We start from the raw sequence: 14,189 nt of genomic DNA on the forward strand, positions 1-14,189 counted from the left end.
GATTTTTACTTGTTTTTATGCAATCTTTTCAACTCAAACGAGAAAATGATACGGAAACAACCGATAATGAGGAAAGTAACGGACAGCATATAAAGCACAGTGACTGCTCCGAGTCCCGGTTGCCAGATGATAGCCATGGAACATAAAATGGCCAGAATGCCGAATACCAGATACCATCCCCAGTCTTTGGTGCCGTAGCGTTTCAGGTCGGTGGAATAACCGCAAAGGGTGAATCCTCTGAACATAAGCCAGAATGCGACGATAAACGGAATCAGTTCCATGCTTACCAGCGGATAGAATACCAAATAAATACCTATCAGCAAATCAATGATACCGCCTGCCAGATACCATCCCCAACTGTTGATAATCTTTTTGTTGCCGACGGCAAAAAAGATTTCGAGGATACCGCTGACCAGAATTGAAATACTGAAAATGACACTCAGTGCCACATAACTGCTCACGGGAGCAAACAAAAGGCATAATGCTACTGCGATGTAAAGCAATCCCAATAATAGGGACATCCACCAGTTCTTTACCGCGTAGCCCAAGCCACCAACTAATTCATTCATGTTTGTTAAGTTTTAGGTTATAATTTCAACTAATAACGTCCTCTATACAAAAATGTTTGCCCATAAATACAAAAAAAGTATTTAAATAGCTGCACTTGACTTTTAGAACTCAAAAAATATTCCGAACTTTGCACGGTGAAAGCAAAAAGATTCACTTTATTAGCATTTTTGAATAAAAACTGAATAAAAAAAGAATGAAAGATAACAGAATTCCTTCTCCGTTTATTTCTTTGTTACCCGTATTTGTACTTATTTTATTATTGTTTGTCACCATCCGTGTCTTTGGCAGCGATGCGTTGTCGGGCGGAAGTCAGGTTTGTTTGCTTACGGCTACGGCTGTTTGTGTATTGATAGGGATGGCAGGGTACCGAAGAGCTTGGAAAGATTTTGAACTGGCTATTACGAATAATATAGCCGGAGTAAGTACGGCATTGATTATTCTGCTGATTATCGGTGCTTTGTCGGGGGCATGGATGATTAGCGGCGTGGTTCCCACATTGATTTATTATGGCATTCAGGTGATACATCCTCACTTTTTTCTGGTGTCTACCTGTGTGATTTGTGCCATTGTTTCAGTCATGACAGGCAGTTCGTGGACAACCATAGCCACTATCGGCATCGCATTGATGGGAATCGGCAAGGCACAAGGTTTCAGCGAAGGCTGGATAGCGGGAGCGATTATTTCGGGTGCTTATTTCGGCGATAAGGTATCCCCGCTGTCCGATACCACTATTTTGGCGTCTTCCGTGACGGACACTCCGCTGTTTACACACATACGCTATTTGATGATAACCACCATCCCCTCATTGGTCATCACATTGATTATTTTCACTGTTGCCGGACTGTCTCACGAGGCAACGGACACAGGTCATATTACCGAATACATGCAGGCACTCGACTCCAAATTCAATATTTCCTGGTGGCTGATGATTGTTCCCGTCGTGACGGGAGTTTTGATTGCCCGCAAGGTTCCTTCGGTCATTACTTTGTTTATCTCCACCACACTGGCCACTGTCTTTGCACTTATATTCCAGCCGGATTTGTTGCGCGAGATAGCAGGGCAGGGGGTAGCAGGTCTTACTGCACTTTTCAAAGGAGGCATGGGCATGCTCTTCGGTGGCACCCAACTGGAGACAGGCAGTGCAGAGATAAATGAGTTGGTTGCCACACGCGGTATGTCGGGAATGATGAATACCATTTGGCTGATTGTCTGTGCCATGTGCTTTGGAGGGGCTATGACGGCAGGAGGCATGCTGGGCAGTATCACCTCTGTGTTTATCCGTTTCACCAAGAGACGTATAGGGATGGTGTCTTCTACCGTTGCATCGGGATTGTTCCTCAACCTGGCCACTGCCGACCAATATATCTCCATTATTCTGACCGGCAATATGTTTAAGGATATTTATGAGGCAAACGGATACGAAAGCCGATTACTGAGCCGTACCACCGAAGATGCTGTAACAGTCACCTCACCGCTTATCCCCTGGAATACCTGCGGTATGACTCAGGCAACTATTCTGAGTGTGCCTACACTCACTTATCTTCCATATTCTTTCTTTAATCTGATTAGTCCGCTGATGAGTATCACGGTGGCGGTTATCGGTTATAAGATAAAGAAGAAAATAACCGAATAATTTTTTTCCCGGTGTGCAGACAGGAATGGGTACACCGGGAAAAAAATCTCCCGAAGAGTGGGGATTTCAAAAATAACTTGTATTTTTACAGACCTAAAAATAATCAATTTATATTTTCATATTATGAAGAGACACATCACTTTTGCCTTGCTTTTTGCGGCAGCATTGACCGCGCAGGCACAACAGGGAGGCATTTCGAGCGAGATGCTGAATCAAATCAAACAAAGTTATCAGGCAACTCCTACCGACAAGGCAATCCGCAATGCTTTAGGCGGAACAAGTATCAATACCTTGGCACTTAATCAGGAAAATCAGGCAGACTTTGACACTCATTTCTCTAATAAAGTCTTATCGAAAGGCATTACCAATCAACGCTCGTCAGGACGCTGCTGGTTGTTTACGGGACTGAATGTGCTTCGCAGCCAGATGATAGCTAAGTACGGCCTGGATGAAATGGAGTTTTCGCAGAACTACTGCTTCTTTTATGACCAGCTGGAAAAATCGAATCTTTTCTTACAGGGAATCATTGATACGCGTGAAAAGCCGATGGACGACAAGATGGTGGAGTGGCTCTTTAAGCATCCCTTGAGCGATGGAGGGCAATTTACTGGTGTGTCGGATATTATAGGTAAATACGGACTTGTACCGAAGAGCGCGATGGTGGAGACTTTCAGCAGTGATAACACAGGAAAAATGAATAATCTGATGGGACTGAAACTGAAAGAATTCGGCTTACAACTCCGTGAGGCTGCTGCTGCCGGAGCCAAGCCCGCCGAACTGGAAAAAAAGAAAACGGAAATGCTGGCTACGGTCTATCGCATGCTGGTGCTGACACTCGGTGAGCCGGTGTCTACGTTCACTTGGAGCATGAAGGGAGGCGAAGCGAAAGAGTACACTCCCTTGTCTTTCTACAAGGAATTTCTGGGCAATGACCTGACCAATAATTACGTGATGCTGATGAACGACCCCAGCCGTGAGTTTTATAAATGCTACGAGATAGACTATGACCGCCATAGCTATGACGGTAAGAACTGGACGTATGTCAATCTGCCTATAGAAGATATCAAGGAAATAGCCATTGCTTCCATCAAAGACAGCACAATGATGTATTTTTCTTGCGATGTGGGTAAGTTCCTTGATAGCAAGAGAGGACTGCTGGACCCTGATAATTACGATTATGAGTCACTGATGGGGACAACTTTCGGTATGGACAAGAAACAGCGTATCCAGACATTTGCCAGTGGCAGCAGCCATGCCATGACGCTGATGGCTGTGGATTTGGATAAGGCCGGGAAACCGAAAAAATGGATGGTGGAAAACAGTTGGGGAAGCACCAACGGATACAAAGGTCATCTCATTATGACGGACAAATGGTTTGATGAGTATATGTTCCGCGTGGTGGCGGAAAAGAAATATGTCCCTGCCAAGGTGCTGGATATCCTCAAGCAAAAACCGATTCGCCTGCCGGCATGGGACCCGATGTTTGCGAACGAAGAATAATAAAATAATAAAAAAACGGAGCTGCAAAATTTGCAAATCGGCATGCAAAATTTGCAGCTCCGAATGTATACCCATCCGGATGGTTATCCCCCTTGAAGGGGGAGGTTCCTTCGGAAGAACTTCCCCTTCAGGGGAATCTCCTTCGGAGAATAATTATATATAATAAATTAATATAATATATAACTGATAACATTCGCGCAAAATTCTGCGCAAGATTCTGCGCAAGAAACTGCGGGAGAAACTGCACAAGAAACTGCGGGAGAAAACACGTACGTAAGCGAGGGCTTACACGTACGTATGCATAAGCCTACGCTTACGTATGTATGAGCCTGCACATACGTATGCATCGCCCCCTGCATACGTACGTGTATTTCGATGCCGGAATATCTTAATTCGCGTACCGTCAATCCCTATAATTACACAGGTTTATATTATTACGGATTTTTTTCCATAATAACCGCCAAATCTTTCTTTTTTCACATTTTTTTTCTGTACTTTTGCGCTCAAATTTAAAAACCATTTTTTATAACCCAATATGGCAAATGTGATTAAATTACACAAAGGCTTGAACATCAACCTGAAAGGAAAACCTGCTCAGGAGATTTTCGACGTGAAGCAGCCGGACATCTATGCGTTGGTGCCCGATGATTTTCATGGCGTGACTCCTAAAGTGGTGGTGAAAGAACAGGAATATGTGATGGCCGGGGGAACATTGTTTGTAGACAAGAACCACCCCGAAGTAAAGTTCGTTTCTCCTGTTAGCGGTGTCGTGACATGCATTGAGAGAGGCGAACGCCGTAAAGTCCTTAGCATCTCCGTTGCTGCGGCAGCAGAGCAGGACTACGAAGAGTTTGGAAAGAAAGATGTTTCGACTATGACAGGCGAACAGGTAAAGGCTGCCCTGCTTGAAGCCGGACTCTTTTCATTCATCATCCAGCGCCCGTATATCGTGGTTGCCGACCCGAATGCCAAGCCGAAAGGCATCTTCGTTTCTGCATTTGATACCAACCCATTGGCTGCCGATTTCGAATTCGTTCTGAAAGGTCAGGAAAAAGACTTCCAGACAGGACTCGATGCATTGGCTAAAATGGCGAAGACGTATCTGAATATCAGCGTAGAACAGAAGAATCCTGCACTGACAAGCGCCAAGAATGTGACTGTGACAGTTTTCGACGGTCCTAACCCTGCCGGAAACGTTGGCGTTCAGATTAACCACATCAGTCCTATCAACAAGGGCGAAACCGTTTGGACTCTTCGTGCAGAAGATGTTATCTTCATCGGACGTTTGTTCAATACAGGTCGTGTAGACTTGACCCGCACCATTGCATTAACCGGTTCGGAAGTGAAAAAACCGGCTTACTGCAAGTTGAAAGTAGGAGCGTCGCTGACAGATGTATTTGCAGGACGTGTAACCGAAGGTGCAAACTTACGCTACATTAACGGAAACGTGTTGACCGGTACGCTTGTCAAACCTAATGGATATTTGAGCGCACGTGCCACAAGTCTTACCGTGATTCCCGAAGGCGATGACCGACACGAATTCCTGGGCTTTATCATGCCCCGCACCAATCAGTTCAGTGCGAGCCGCAGTTATTTCAGCTGGTTATGCGGAAATAAGGAATACACACTGGATGCCCGTATCAAAGGTGGCGAACGCCACATGATTATGTCCGGTGAGTATGACAAAGTATTCCCGATGAGTATTTTCCCCGAATATTTAATTAAGGCTATCATTGCCGGCGATATTGACCGTATGGAAGCACTTGGTATTTACGAAGTGGCTCCCGAAGATTTTGCAGTATGCGAGTTTGTAGACTCTTCTAAACTGGAGTTGCAACGTATTGTGCGTCAAGGTCTGGACATGCTTCGCAAGGAAATGTGCTAAGTAATTAAAAACTAAGAATAAAAAGTTAATGAAAGCGTTAAGAAATTATCTCGACAAGATAAAGCCAAACTTTGAAGAGGGCGGCAAACTCCACGCGTTTCGTTCGGTGTTCGACGGTTTCGAAACATTCTTGTTCGTACCCAACAGCACTTCGAAAACAGGAGTTCACATCCATGATGCGATTGACAGTAAGCGTATCATGTCGATTGTGGTTATTGCGTTGATACCGGCTTTGTTGTTCGGTATGTACAACGTAGGTTACCAGCACTTCTTGGCAGTGGGCCAGGAGGCAGGTTTCTTTGAAAAATTCATTTATGGTTTCCTGGCTGTTCTGCCTAAGATTATCGTGTCATACGTAGTCGGTCTGGGAATCGAATTTGTGGTGGCACAATGGAAGAACGAAGAAATTCAGGAAGGTTTCCTGGTTTCAGGTCTGTTGATCCCGATGATCGTTCCTGTGGAATGTCCGTTGTGGATTCTGGCTGTCGCTACAGCATTCTCTGTTATCTTCGCTAAGGAAGTATTCGGCGGTACAGGTATGAATATCTTCAACCCTGCATTGATTACCCGTGCTTTCTTGTTCTTCGCTTATCCTACCAAAATGTCCGGTGATGCCGTTTGGGTAAGCACTGACAGCATTTTCGGTATCGGTGGCGGACAGGTAGTGGACGGTTTTACCGGCGCTACGATGTTGGGACAGGCTGCTACAGCCGCTCCGGGTGCAAGCGAACTGATTAATGTGAACGGTACTCCCGCTACCATGTGGGATATGGTTGTAGGTTTGATTCCGGGTTCTATCGGTGAAACCAGCGTTATCGCTATCGCACTGGGTGCCATCATCCTGTTGTGGACAGGCGTGGCAAGTTGGAAGACCATGTTCTCTGTCTTTGCCGGTGGTATCGTGATGGGATTGATCTTCAATGTATTCGGCTCTACAGATAACATGATGGCTCAGTTGCCTTGGTACGAACACATCGTATTGGGCGGTTTCTGCTTCGGCGCCGTGTTCATGGCTACCGACCCTGTGACTTCCGCACGTACGGAAAAGGGTAAGTTCATCTACGGCTTCCTGATCGGTGTGATGGCTATCGTTATCCGTGTGTTGAATCCGGGTTATCCCGAAGGTATGATGCTTGCCATCCTGCTGATGAACATCTTCGCTCCGCTGATTGACTACTGTATCGTACAGAAGAACATCACAGCCCGCGAAAACAGATTAAAATCAACTAACAACTAAAATATCGGACATTATGAATACTAATAGTAATAGTTATACTATCATCTATGCTTCGATAATGGTTGTTATCGTAGCATTCCTGTTGGCATTCGTGTCTTCTTCTCTGAAAGAAAAACAGTACCAGAATGTAGAACAGGACACAAAGAAACAAATTCTGGCAGCTTTGAACGTTTATGACGTAAAAGATGTGAATGCAGAATATGATAAATATGTGAAAGAAGACGATTTGATGCAGGCAGACGGTTCTTTGGTAAAGAACGATGCTGCTTTCCAGACTTCTTATAAAGGTGAAATCGCTAACGGACGTCTTCATGTATTCGTTTGCGACGTGGATGGTCAGACCAAATATGTGCTGCCTATTTATGGTGCCGGTCTTTGGGGACCTATCTGGGGATACATCGCATTGAATGATGACAAAGACACTGTATATGGCGTTTACTTCTCTCATCAAGGAGAAACTCCGGGTCTGGGTGCAGAAATCACCACTACTAAGTTCCAGGATCAGTTCTTGGGCAAACATGTAATGGAAAACGGTACTGTAGCTTTGGGTGTTGAAAAACACGGCAAGGTGGCAAAACCCGATTATCAGGTAGACGGTATCTCAGGTGGTACTATCACTTCTAAAGGTGTAGATGCGATGATTAAGGATTGCCTGAGCATGTACAATTCATTTTTAACTAATAAATAAGAGGAGGGTAAATAGAATATGAGCGCATTATTTTCTAAAAAGAATAGAGAAGTTCTTTTAACTCCGCTGGGTTTGAATAACCCTGTCACCGTACAGGTGCTCGGTATCTGTTCTGCACTGGCTGTAACGGCTCAGCTGGAACCGGCTATCGTGATGGGTCTTTCCGTAACCATTATTACAGCCTTCTCGAACTTCGTTATCTCCTTGTTGCGTAACACCATTCCCAACCGTATCCGTATCATCGTTCAGTTGGTGGTTGTTGCCGCATTGGTAACTATCGTTAGTGAAATTTTGAAAGCGTTCGCATACGATGTAAGTGTGCAGCTTTCTGTATATGTAGGTTTGATTATTACAAACTGTATCCTGATGGGACGTCTGGAAGCGTTTGCTATGATGAACGGTCCTTGGGAATCATTCCTGGATGGTATCGGTAACGGATTGGGTTATGCCAAAATCCTGATTATCGTGGCATTCTTCCGTGAACTGCTGGGTGCCGGTACATTGTTTGGCTTCCAGGTTATCCCGCAGGCTGTTTATGACTTGGGCTACCTGAACAACGGCTTGATGTTGATGCCTCCTATGGCGTTGATTATCTGTGCTTGTATCATTTGGTACCAACGTGCAAAACACAAAGAATTGCAGGAAAGTAATAATTAATCCCCGTTATAAAACGAAAAGAATATGGAATATTTAAGTTTGTTTGTAAAGTCCATCTTTGTGGACAATATGATTTTCGCATACTTCCTGGGGATGTGTTCTTACCTGGCAGTATCGAAAAACGTAAAGACAGCCGTAGGTCTGGGTGCAGCCGTTACTTTCGTGTTGATTGTAACTCTGCCGGTGAACTATTTGCTGGAAAATTACGTACTGGCACCTAATGCGCTGATTGATGGAGTAGACCTCAGCTTCTTGAGCTTTATCCTGTTTATTGCCGTTATTGCCGGTATCGTTCAGTTGGTGGAAATGGCGGTTGAACGTTTCAGCCCGTCGCTCTATGCTTCATTGGGTATCTTCCTTCCGCTGATTGCTGTAAACTGTGCCATCATGGGTGCTTCATTGTTTATGCAGCAACGTCATTTCATCAACATTGGTGAGGCAACCACTTACGCTTTGGGCTCAGGTATCGGTTGGGCACTGGCTATTATCGGTCTGGCTGCCATCCGTGAAAAAATGGCTTACTCTGATGTTCCTGCTCCTTTGAAAGGTCTGGGTATCACTTTCATCACTGTAGGTTTGATGGCAATGGCATTTATGTGTTTCTCTGGTTTGAAAATCTAAAAGGAAAGGAATAAGACAATGGATATGAATTTAATATTAGCTAGTATTGGAGTATTCCTTGGAATTATACTTCTGCTCGTTGTTATTTTGCTGGTAGCTAAGCAGTATCTTACTCCGAGCGGCAAAGTAAAGATAACTATCAATGGAGAGAAAGAACTGGAAGTAGAACAAGGTTCAACTTTGCTGAACACCCTGTCTGTCAATGGCATCTACCTGTCATCGGCTTGTGGTGGTAAAGGTTCTTGCGGTCAATGTAAATGCCAGGTTGTAGAAGGCGGTGGTGAGATTCTTCCTTCTGAAAAGGGACATTTCAGCCGTAAACAACAACAGGATCATTGGCGTCTGGGTTGCCAGGTGAAAGTAAAAGGTGACCTGGGCATCAAGATTGATGAATCTGTACTGGGTGTTAAGGAATGGGAATGCGAAGTAATCAGCAACAAGAACGTTGCCACTTTCATCAAAGAGTTTATTGTGGCTTTGCCGAAAGGTGAACACATGGACTTCGTTCCGGGTTCATACGCTCAGATTAAGATTCCTAAATTTGAAATGGACTACAACAAGGATATCGATAAAGACCTTATCGGTGCGGAATATCTGCCCGCATGGGAAAAATTCGGTTTGTTCGGCTTGAAATGTAAGAATACGGAAGAAACCATCCGTGCTTACTCTATGGCCAACTATCCTGCCGAAGGTGACCGTATCATGCTGACAGTGCGTATCGCTACTCCTCCGTTCAAACCGAAAGATCAGGGCCCCGGCTTTATGGATGTGAATCCGGGTATCGCTTCATCTTACATTTTCACGCTGAAACCGGGTGACAAGGTAACGATGAGTGGTCCTTACGGAGACTTCCACCCGATCTTCGATTCTAAGAAGGAAATGATTTGGGTAGGTGGTGGTGCCGGTATGGCTCCGTTGCGTGCACAGATTATGCACATGACCAAGACACTGCACACTACCGACCGTGAACTTCACTATTTCTATGGTGCACGTGCATTGAACGAAGTATTCTATCTGCCGGACTTCCAGCAATTGGAAAAAGACTTCCCGAACTTCCACTTCCATCTGGCTTTGGACCGTCCGGATCCCGCAGCCGATGCAGCAGGCGTGAAGTATACCGCAGGTTTCGTTCACAATGTGATGTATGAAACTTATCTGAAGGATCACGAAGCTCCCGAAGATATTGAATACTACATGTGTGGTCCCGGCCCGATGTCTAATGCAGTTGTTAAGATGCTGGATAGCCTGGGTGTTGAGCCTGCTTCTATCATGTATGACAACTTCGGCGGATAATGTTCAGACAAAATTCCCCTTTTATTGAAATCACCCTCGCTACAACTCCTGTGGCGAGGGTGATTTTTAGTTGTATGAGCGTTTCGATACATCCCTCGTTTTTTTGTGGGAGTGTGCAAGATACCGGCACGGGCATACTTTGTTTCATCTTTTTAGGTCTTATATGCTTGATTCCTTTTTCCTTTTATTATATTTGACCCCATTACCAAACCCTATATCTATTATATTATGAAACAATTATTTATCTATTCTATTCTTTGTTTAAGCCTGGCAGCTTGCGGCGGAAAAAAGAACAATGCGGCAGAACCTCAGGAAACACCTGCTGCCGATAGTATTGTGGAAGAAAAGATAGTAGCACTTCCTCCATTGGAAGAAGGCGAAGTCTTTCTGAAAGATAAGGACCCCTTCGGTGAAGTGGTGGAACTGCAGGGAAACCATATAGTGGAACCGGATACGTTTATTTTTAAACCTGCTTCTCCGAATATGGTGATAAAGGATAGCCTGATGATTATGCAAAGTCGGAATGCGCCTTTTTATATATTCCGTTATCCTGAGTTTACTTACATAAAAACCGTCGGAAGAACCGGTAACGGACCGGATGAATTTGTTGCGCCTTATGTGATAGCTTCCCTTAATCCTGCTTATTTGTGTTATTTGTTCGAACGACCTAAAGGAATGCTTTACGGGCTTGATAAAAAGTTGGAGATACATCCGATACAAAAGATACATAGTTCAAAGTCGATGTGGGACTATATTGAACACATCTATGCTGCCGGTAAGAATAGTTTCGTTTATCCCAAAGGACGAAATATATATCGGGCTACTTTGGAAGGAGATTCCGTCAGGACAGAAGAAATAAAGGACATGACCCTGAAACAGGCAAAGAAGATGCCGGCTACCGGTTGTCTTGGCATCAATCCGGCGCGTCATCGAATGGTTTATGCATATAAATATGCCAGAATTATAAAGTTCATGGACTTGGACAGTAATGCAGAACGTACGCTTAACTTCCAGCAGTCCGGTTTTGACGAAGGGACTCTGCACATCGCAGATGGGCTGGATGCTAATGTGACGTATTATATGCAGGTGCTTCCGACCCGTGACTATGTATATATCACTTATTCGGGAAGAACGCCTTATGTAGTGGCAGCGGAGAACAACAAAGGGAAGCATCATATGTACGTTGAGAAATACGACTGGAATGGGAATCCTGTAAAGAAGTATAAGTTGAATGACTTTTGTGTATATACGGTTTTGGACGAAAAAACGAACCGTTTGGTATTGTCCACTTATTACTATGATGACCCGCTGGTGGTATATCAGTTGGATTGATGCAGAGAATATGTTTGTCGATTAAAGAAAATAAGCCCGGTAAAATGAACTTTTATCGGGCTTTTTCTTTACTTTTGTATAAAAGGAAAAAGGTTATGATTAAGAATATATTGACAAATTTAAAGATTGAGCAGCTGAATGCAATGCAGGAGGCGGCTATAGATACTTGGAAAGAAGGAAAAGACCTGATTTTATTGTCACCTACAGGCTCCGGCAAGACTTTGGCTTATCTGTTGCCTTTGTTACAGAGCTTGAAACCTGATGTGAAAGGTGTTCAGGCCATAGTGCTTGTACCCTCCCGCGAACTGGCTTTGCAGATAGACCAAGTTTTCAAATCCATGAATACACCCTTTAAGGCTGTGAGCTGCTATGGTGGACGCCCTGCCATGGAAGAGCACCGTACTATCAAAGGAGTGCAGCCTTCGGTCGTCATAGGTACTCCGGGGCGTATGAATGACCATCTTTCGAAACAAAATATCGATGCAGAAACAGTGACTACATTAGTCATTGATGAGTTTGATAAATGTCTGGAGTTTGGTTTTCAAGAAGAAATGGCTACCGTTATCGGGCAGTTGCCCCGTTTGAAGCGGCGTTTTTTGCTTTCGGCTACCGATGCCGAGGAGATTCCTCAATTTACGGGTCTGAACAAAACGATTAAGTTGAATTTCTTGAATACCGAGGAACAAACAGTGCAGCGCTTGCATTTATATAAAGTGCTCTCTCCCGGAAAAGATAAACTGGAGACATTGTATAAATTGCTGTGTACATTGGGCAGTCGCTCTACATTAGTATTTTGTAATCATCGTGAAAGTGTGGAGCGGGTAGGGAAGTATCTTCAATCCAAAAAATTCCAATGTGGTATTTTTCATGGCGGTATGGAGCAGGATGACCGTGAACGTTCATTGTATAAATTCCGTAACGGTAGTTGCCATGTCTTGATATCCACAGACCTTGCCGCCCGCGGACTGGATATCCCCGAGATAGAAAATGTGGTTCATTACCATCTCCCGGTCAATGAAGACGGATACATCCATCGTAACGGCCGGACAGCCCGTTGGGAAGCTGAAGGAAATTCTTATATTCTACTCCATCAGGAAGAAATGCTCCCTGAATACTTGACGGAAGTCCCTGAAGAATTCCTCTTACCCGAAGTGACTCCCAAGCCGTCATTACCCGAATTTGTGACCTTATATATAGGAAAGGGCAAAAAAGATAAAATCAATAAGATAGATATTGTAGGGTTTCTCTTTAAAAAAGGTAACCTGAATAAAGATGAAATTGGGCGGATTGATGTGAAAGACCATTATTCGTTTGCCGCAGTATCTCGCAAAAAGATAAAGCAAACACTTAATTTGATACAGAATGAGAAAATAAAAGGGGTGAAAACGCTGATAGAAGAAGCAAAATAGTGTCATTATGTCATTTTACAACTCCTAATAATGAACGAATAATTCTAAAAGATTATTTTTATATGCTTTAAATCATTGTTTGTTGGAGTATAGCTTACAAAATGAAAGCATTGAAAAATAGATTTAACTAATTTGAAAGAAAATTATGTGGAAAATCGTAATTTTATTAGCGTTTTTTTTGGAAAGCTGAAAATAATGTGTAAATTCGCAAATGTAAGACATAAACAAATTGTATAACCAAAACTAACTTCAAATGAAAAAGCATAATTTCAATGCGGGACCATCTATCTTGCCTCGCGAGGTTATAGAGAAAACAGCTCAGGCTATTTTGGATTTTAATGGCTCCGGGCTTTCTTTGATGGAAATCAGTCATCGTGCTAAAGATTTTCAGCCTGTGGTAGACGAAGCAGTCGCTTTGTTCAAGGAATTGTTAAACATTCCTGAAGGGTATTCGGTACTGTTCTTGGGTGGTGGCGCCAGCTTGGAATTCTGTATGGTGCCTTTCAACTTCCTTGAAAAGAAAGCTGCTTATCTTAATACCGGTGTTTGGGCGAAGAAAGCAATAAAGGAAGCGAAAGCGTTTGGCGAAGTTGTCGAAGTGGCATCTTCTGCGGAAGCAACGTATACGTATATCCCGAAAGATTATACTGTTCCTGCCGATGCGGATTACTTCCATGTCACCACCAATAATACAATTTATGGTACGGAGCTTCATGAGGATTTGGACTCTCCGGTTCCTATGATTGCCGATATGTCATCTGATATTTTCTCTCGTCCGATTGATGTTTCTAAATATATCTGCATTTACGGCGGTGCACAAAAGAATCTGGCTCCTGCCGGTGTTACTTTTGTTATTGTGAAGAATGATGCTTTGGGCAAGGTATCACGCTATATTCCTACTATGCTGAACTATCAGACCCATGTGGACGGAGGTTCTATGTTCAATACACCTCCTGTTCTTCCTATCTATGCAGCGTTGCAGACTTTGCGCTGGATTAAGGCTAACGGTGGAGTGGCGGAAATGCAGAAGCGTGCCAAAGAGAAAGCCGAAATGCTGTATGCGGAAATTGACCGTAACAAGTTGTTCCGTGGTACAGTAACGGATAAGGCGGACCGTTCTTATATGAATATCTGTTTCGTTATGAATGATGAATACAAAGATTTGGAAGCAGACTTCCTGAAGTTTGCAACCGAAAAAGGTATGGTAGGTATTAAAGGTCATCGCTCTGTGGGTGGCTTCCGTGCATCTTGTTATAATGCCATGCCGAAAGAAAGTGTTCAGGCTTTGATAGATTGCATGCAAGAATTCGAGAAACTTCATTAATTGATTTATAAGAATAAGGGCGTGCTGTGAGTACGTCCTT

The 14,189-nt window shown here is 43.8% G+C and carries 12 protein-coding genes; 11 read left to right on the top strand and 1 reads right to left on the bottom strand.

What is annotated here, in order from left to right:
• Nucleotides 1-5 precede the first annotated feature (5 nt).
• Nucleotides 6-569, bottom strand: a complete 564-nt coding sequence (locus HMPREF1534_RS13870) for an HdeD family acid-resistance protein (RefSeq protein WP_005937965.1) — start codon at nucleotides 567-569, stop codon at nucleotides 6-8.
• A gap of 194 nt (nucleotides 570-763) precedes the next feature.
• On the opposite strand from HMPREF1534_RS13870, the gene HMPREF1534_RS13865 reads away from it, so the two are divergent.
• From HMPREF1534_RS13865 to serC, 11 genes are all read left to right on the top strand, one after another.
• On the top strand, nucleotides 764-2,203 hold the full coding sequence (locus tag HMPREF1534_RS13865; RefSeq protein WP_005937968.1) for a Na+/H+ antiporter NhaC family protein: 1,440 nt from the start codon (nucleotides 764-766) through the stop codon (nucleotides 2,201-2,203).
• Nucleotides 2,204-2,326: 123 nt separating this feature from the next.
• Nucleotides 2,327-3,703, top strand: coding sequence for a C1 family peptidase (locus tag HMPREF1534_RS13860; protein ID WP_005937971.1), 1,377 nt, complete (start codon nucleotides 2,327-2,329; stop codon nucleotides 3,701-3,703).
• A 535-nt stretch (nucleotides 3,704-4,238) separates the two neighbouring features.
• A complete protein-coding gene (locus HMPREF1534_RS13855; RefSeq protein WP_005937974.1) occupies nucleotides 4,239-5,588 on the top strand; it encodes a Na(+)-translocating NADH-quinone reductase subunit A in 1,350 nt (449 codons plus the stop codon).
• Nucleotides 5,589-5,616: 28 nt separating this feature from the next.
• Entirely contained in the window at nucleotides 5,617-6,825 is a 1,209-nt protein-coding gene (locus tag HMPREF1534_RS13850) for an NADH:ubiquinone reductase (Na(+)-transporting) subunit B (protein ID WP_005937977.1), read from the top strand.
• 13 nt (nucleotides 6,826-6,838) lie between these two features.
• The gene (locus HMPREF1534_RS13845; RefSeq protein ID WP_005843521.1) at nucleotides 6,839-7,513 is read left to right on the top strand and encodes a Na(+)-translocating NADH-quinone reductase subunit C; all 675 of its coding nucleotides are present in this window, start codon (nucleotides 6,839-6,841) and stop codon (nucleotides 7,511-7,513) included.
• A gap of 18 nt (nucleotides 7,514-7,531) precedes the next feature.
• Entirely contained in the window at nucleotides 7,532-8,170 is a 639-nt protein-coding gene (locus HMPREF1534_RS13840; protein WP_005843523.1) for an NADH:ubiquinone reductase (Na(+)-transporting) subunit D, read from the top strand.
• 24 nt (nucleotides 8,171-8,194) lie between these two features.
• Nucleotides 8,195-8,791 carry an NADH:ubiquinone reductase (Na(+)-transporting) subunit E gene (nqrE, locus tag HMPREF1534_RS13835; protein ID WP_005843524.1) on the top strand — a complete coding sequence of 199 codons (597 nt, stop codon included), beginning with the start codon at nucleotides 8,195-8,197 and terminating at the stop codon, nucleotides 8,789-8,791.
• 18 nt (nucleotides 8,792-8,809) lie between these two features.
• Entirely contained in the window at nucleotides 8,810-10,084 is a 1,275-nt protein-coding gene (nqrF, locus tag HMPREF1534_RS13830) for an NADH:ubiquinone reductase (Na(+)-transporting) subunit F (RefSeq protein ID WP_005937980.1), read from the top strand.
• Nucleotides 10,085-10,312: 228 nt separating this feature from the next.
• Nucleotides 10,313-11,416: a BF3164 family lipoprotein gene (locus HMPREF1534_RS13825; RefSeq protein ID WP_005937986.1), complete on the top strand. Its 1,104-nt coding sequence runs from the start codon at nucleotides 10,313-10,315 to the stop codon at nucleotides 11,414-11,416.
• A 95-nt stretch (nucleotides 11,417-11,511) separates the two neighbouring features.
• Nucleotides 11,512-12,825, top strand: a complete 1,314-nt coding sequence (locus tag HMPREF1534_RS13820) for a DEAD/DEAH box helicase (protein WP_005937989.1) — start codon at nucleotides 11,512-11,514, stop codon at nucleotides 12,823-12,825.
• A gap of 253 nt (nucleotides 12,826-13,078) precedes the next feature.
• Nucleotides 13,079-14,149 (top strand): 3-phosphoserine/phosphohydroxythreonine transaminase, encoded by a 1,071-nt coding sequence (gene serC, locus HMPREF1534_RS13815; protein ID WP_005937992.1) that lies wholly within the window; start codon nucleotides 13,079-13,081, stop codon nucleotides 14,147-14,149.
• The last annotated feature ends 40 nt before the right edge of the window (nucleotides 14,150-14,189 follow it).

It is taken from the genome of Phocaeicola massiliensis B84634 = Timone 84634 = DSM 17679 = JCM 13223 (assembly GCF_000382445.1).
GTDB lineage: Bacteria > Bacteroidota > Bacteroidia > Bacteroidales > Bacteroidaceae > Phocaeicola > Phocaeicola massiliensis.

Coding starts and splice junctions, on each gene's coding strand:
- HMPREF1534_RS13820 (WP_005937989.1), top strand. CDS start 11,512: ATGATTAAGAATATATTGACAAATTTAAAGATTGAGCAGCTGAATGCA.
- HMPREF1534_RS13840 (WP_005843523.1), top strand. CDS start 7,532: ATGAGCGCATTATTTTCTAAAAAGAATAGAGAAGTTCTTTTAACTCCG.
- HMPREF1534_RS13865 (WP_005937968.1), top strand. CDS start 764: ATGAAAGATAACAGAATTCCTTCTCCGTTTATTTCTTTGTTACCCGTA.
- HMPREF1534_RS13825 (WP_005937986.1), top strand. CDS start 10,313: ATGAAACAATTATTTATCTATTCTATTCTTTGTTTAAGCCTGGCAGCT.
- nqrE (WP_005843524.1), top strand. CDS start 8,195: ATGGAATATTTAAGTTTGTTTGTAAAGTCCATCTTTGTGGACAATATG.
- HMPREF1534_RS13845 (WP_005843521.1), top strand. CDS start 6,839: ATGAATACTAATAGTAATAGTTATACTATCATCTATGCTTCGATAATG.
- HMPREF1534_RS13860 (WP_005937971.1), top strand. CDS start 2,327: ATGAAGAGACACATCACTTTTGCCTTGCTTTTTGCGGCAGCATTGACC.
- HMPREF1534_RS13870 (WP_005937965.1), bottom strand. CDS start 569: ATGAATGAATTAGTTGGTGGCTTGGGCTACGCGGTAAAGAACTGGTGG.
- serC (WP_005937992.1), top strand. CDS start 13,079: ATGAAAAAGCATAATTTCAATGCGGGACCATCTATCTTGCCTCGCGAG.
- HMPREF1534_RS13850 (WP_005937977.1), top strand. CDS start 5,617: ATGAAAGCGTTAAGAAATTATCTCGACAAGATAAAGCCAAACTTTGAA.
- HMPREF1534_RS13855 (WP_005937974.1), top strand. CDS start 4,239: ATGGCAAATGTGATTAAATTACACAAAGGCTTGAACATCAACCTGAAA.
- nqrF (WP_005937980.1), top strand. CDS start 8,810: ATGGATATGAATTTAATATTAGCTAGTATTGGAGTATTCCTTGGAATT.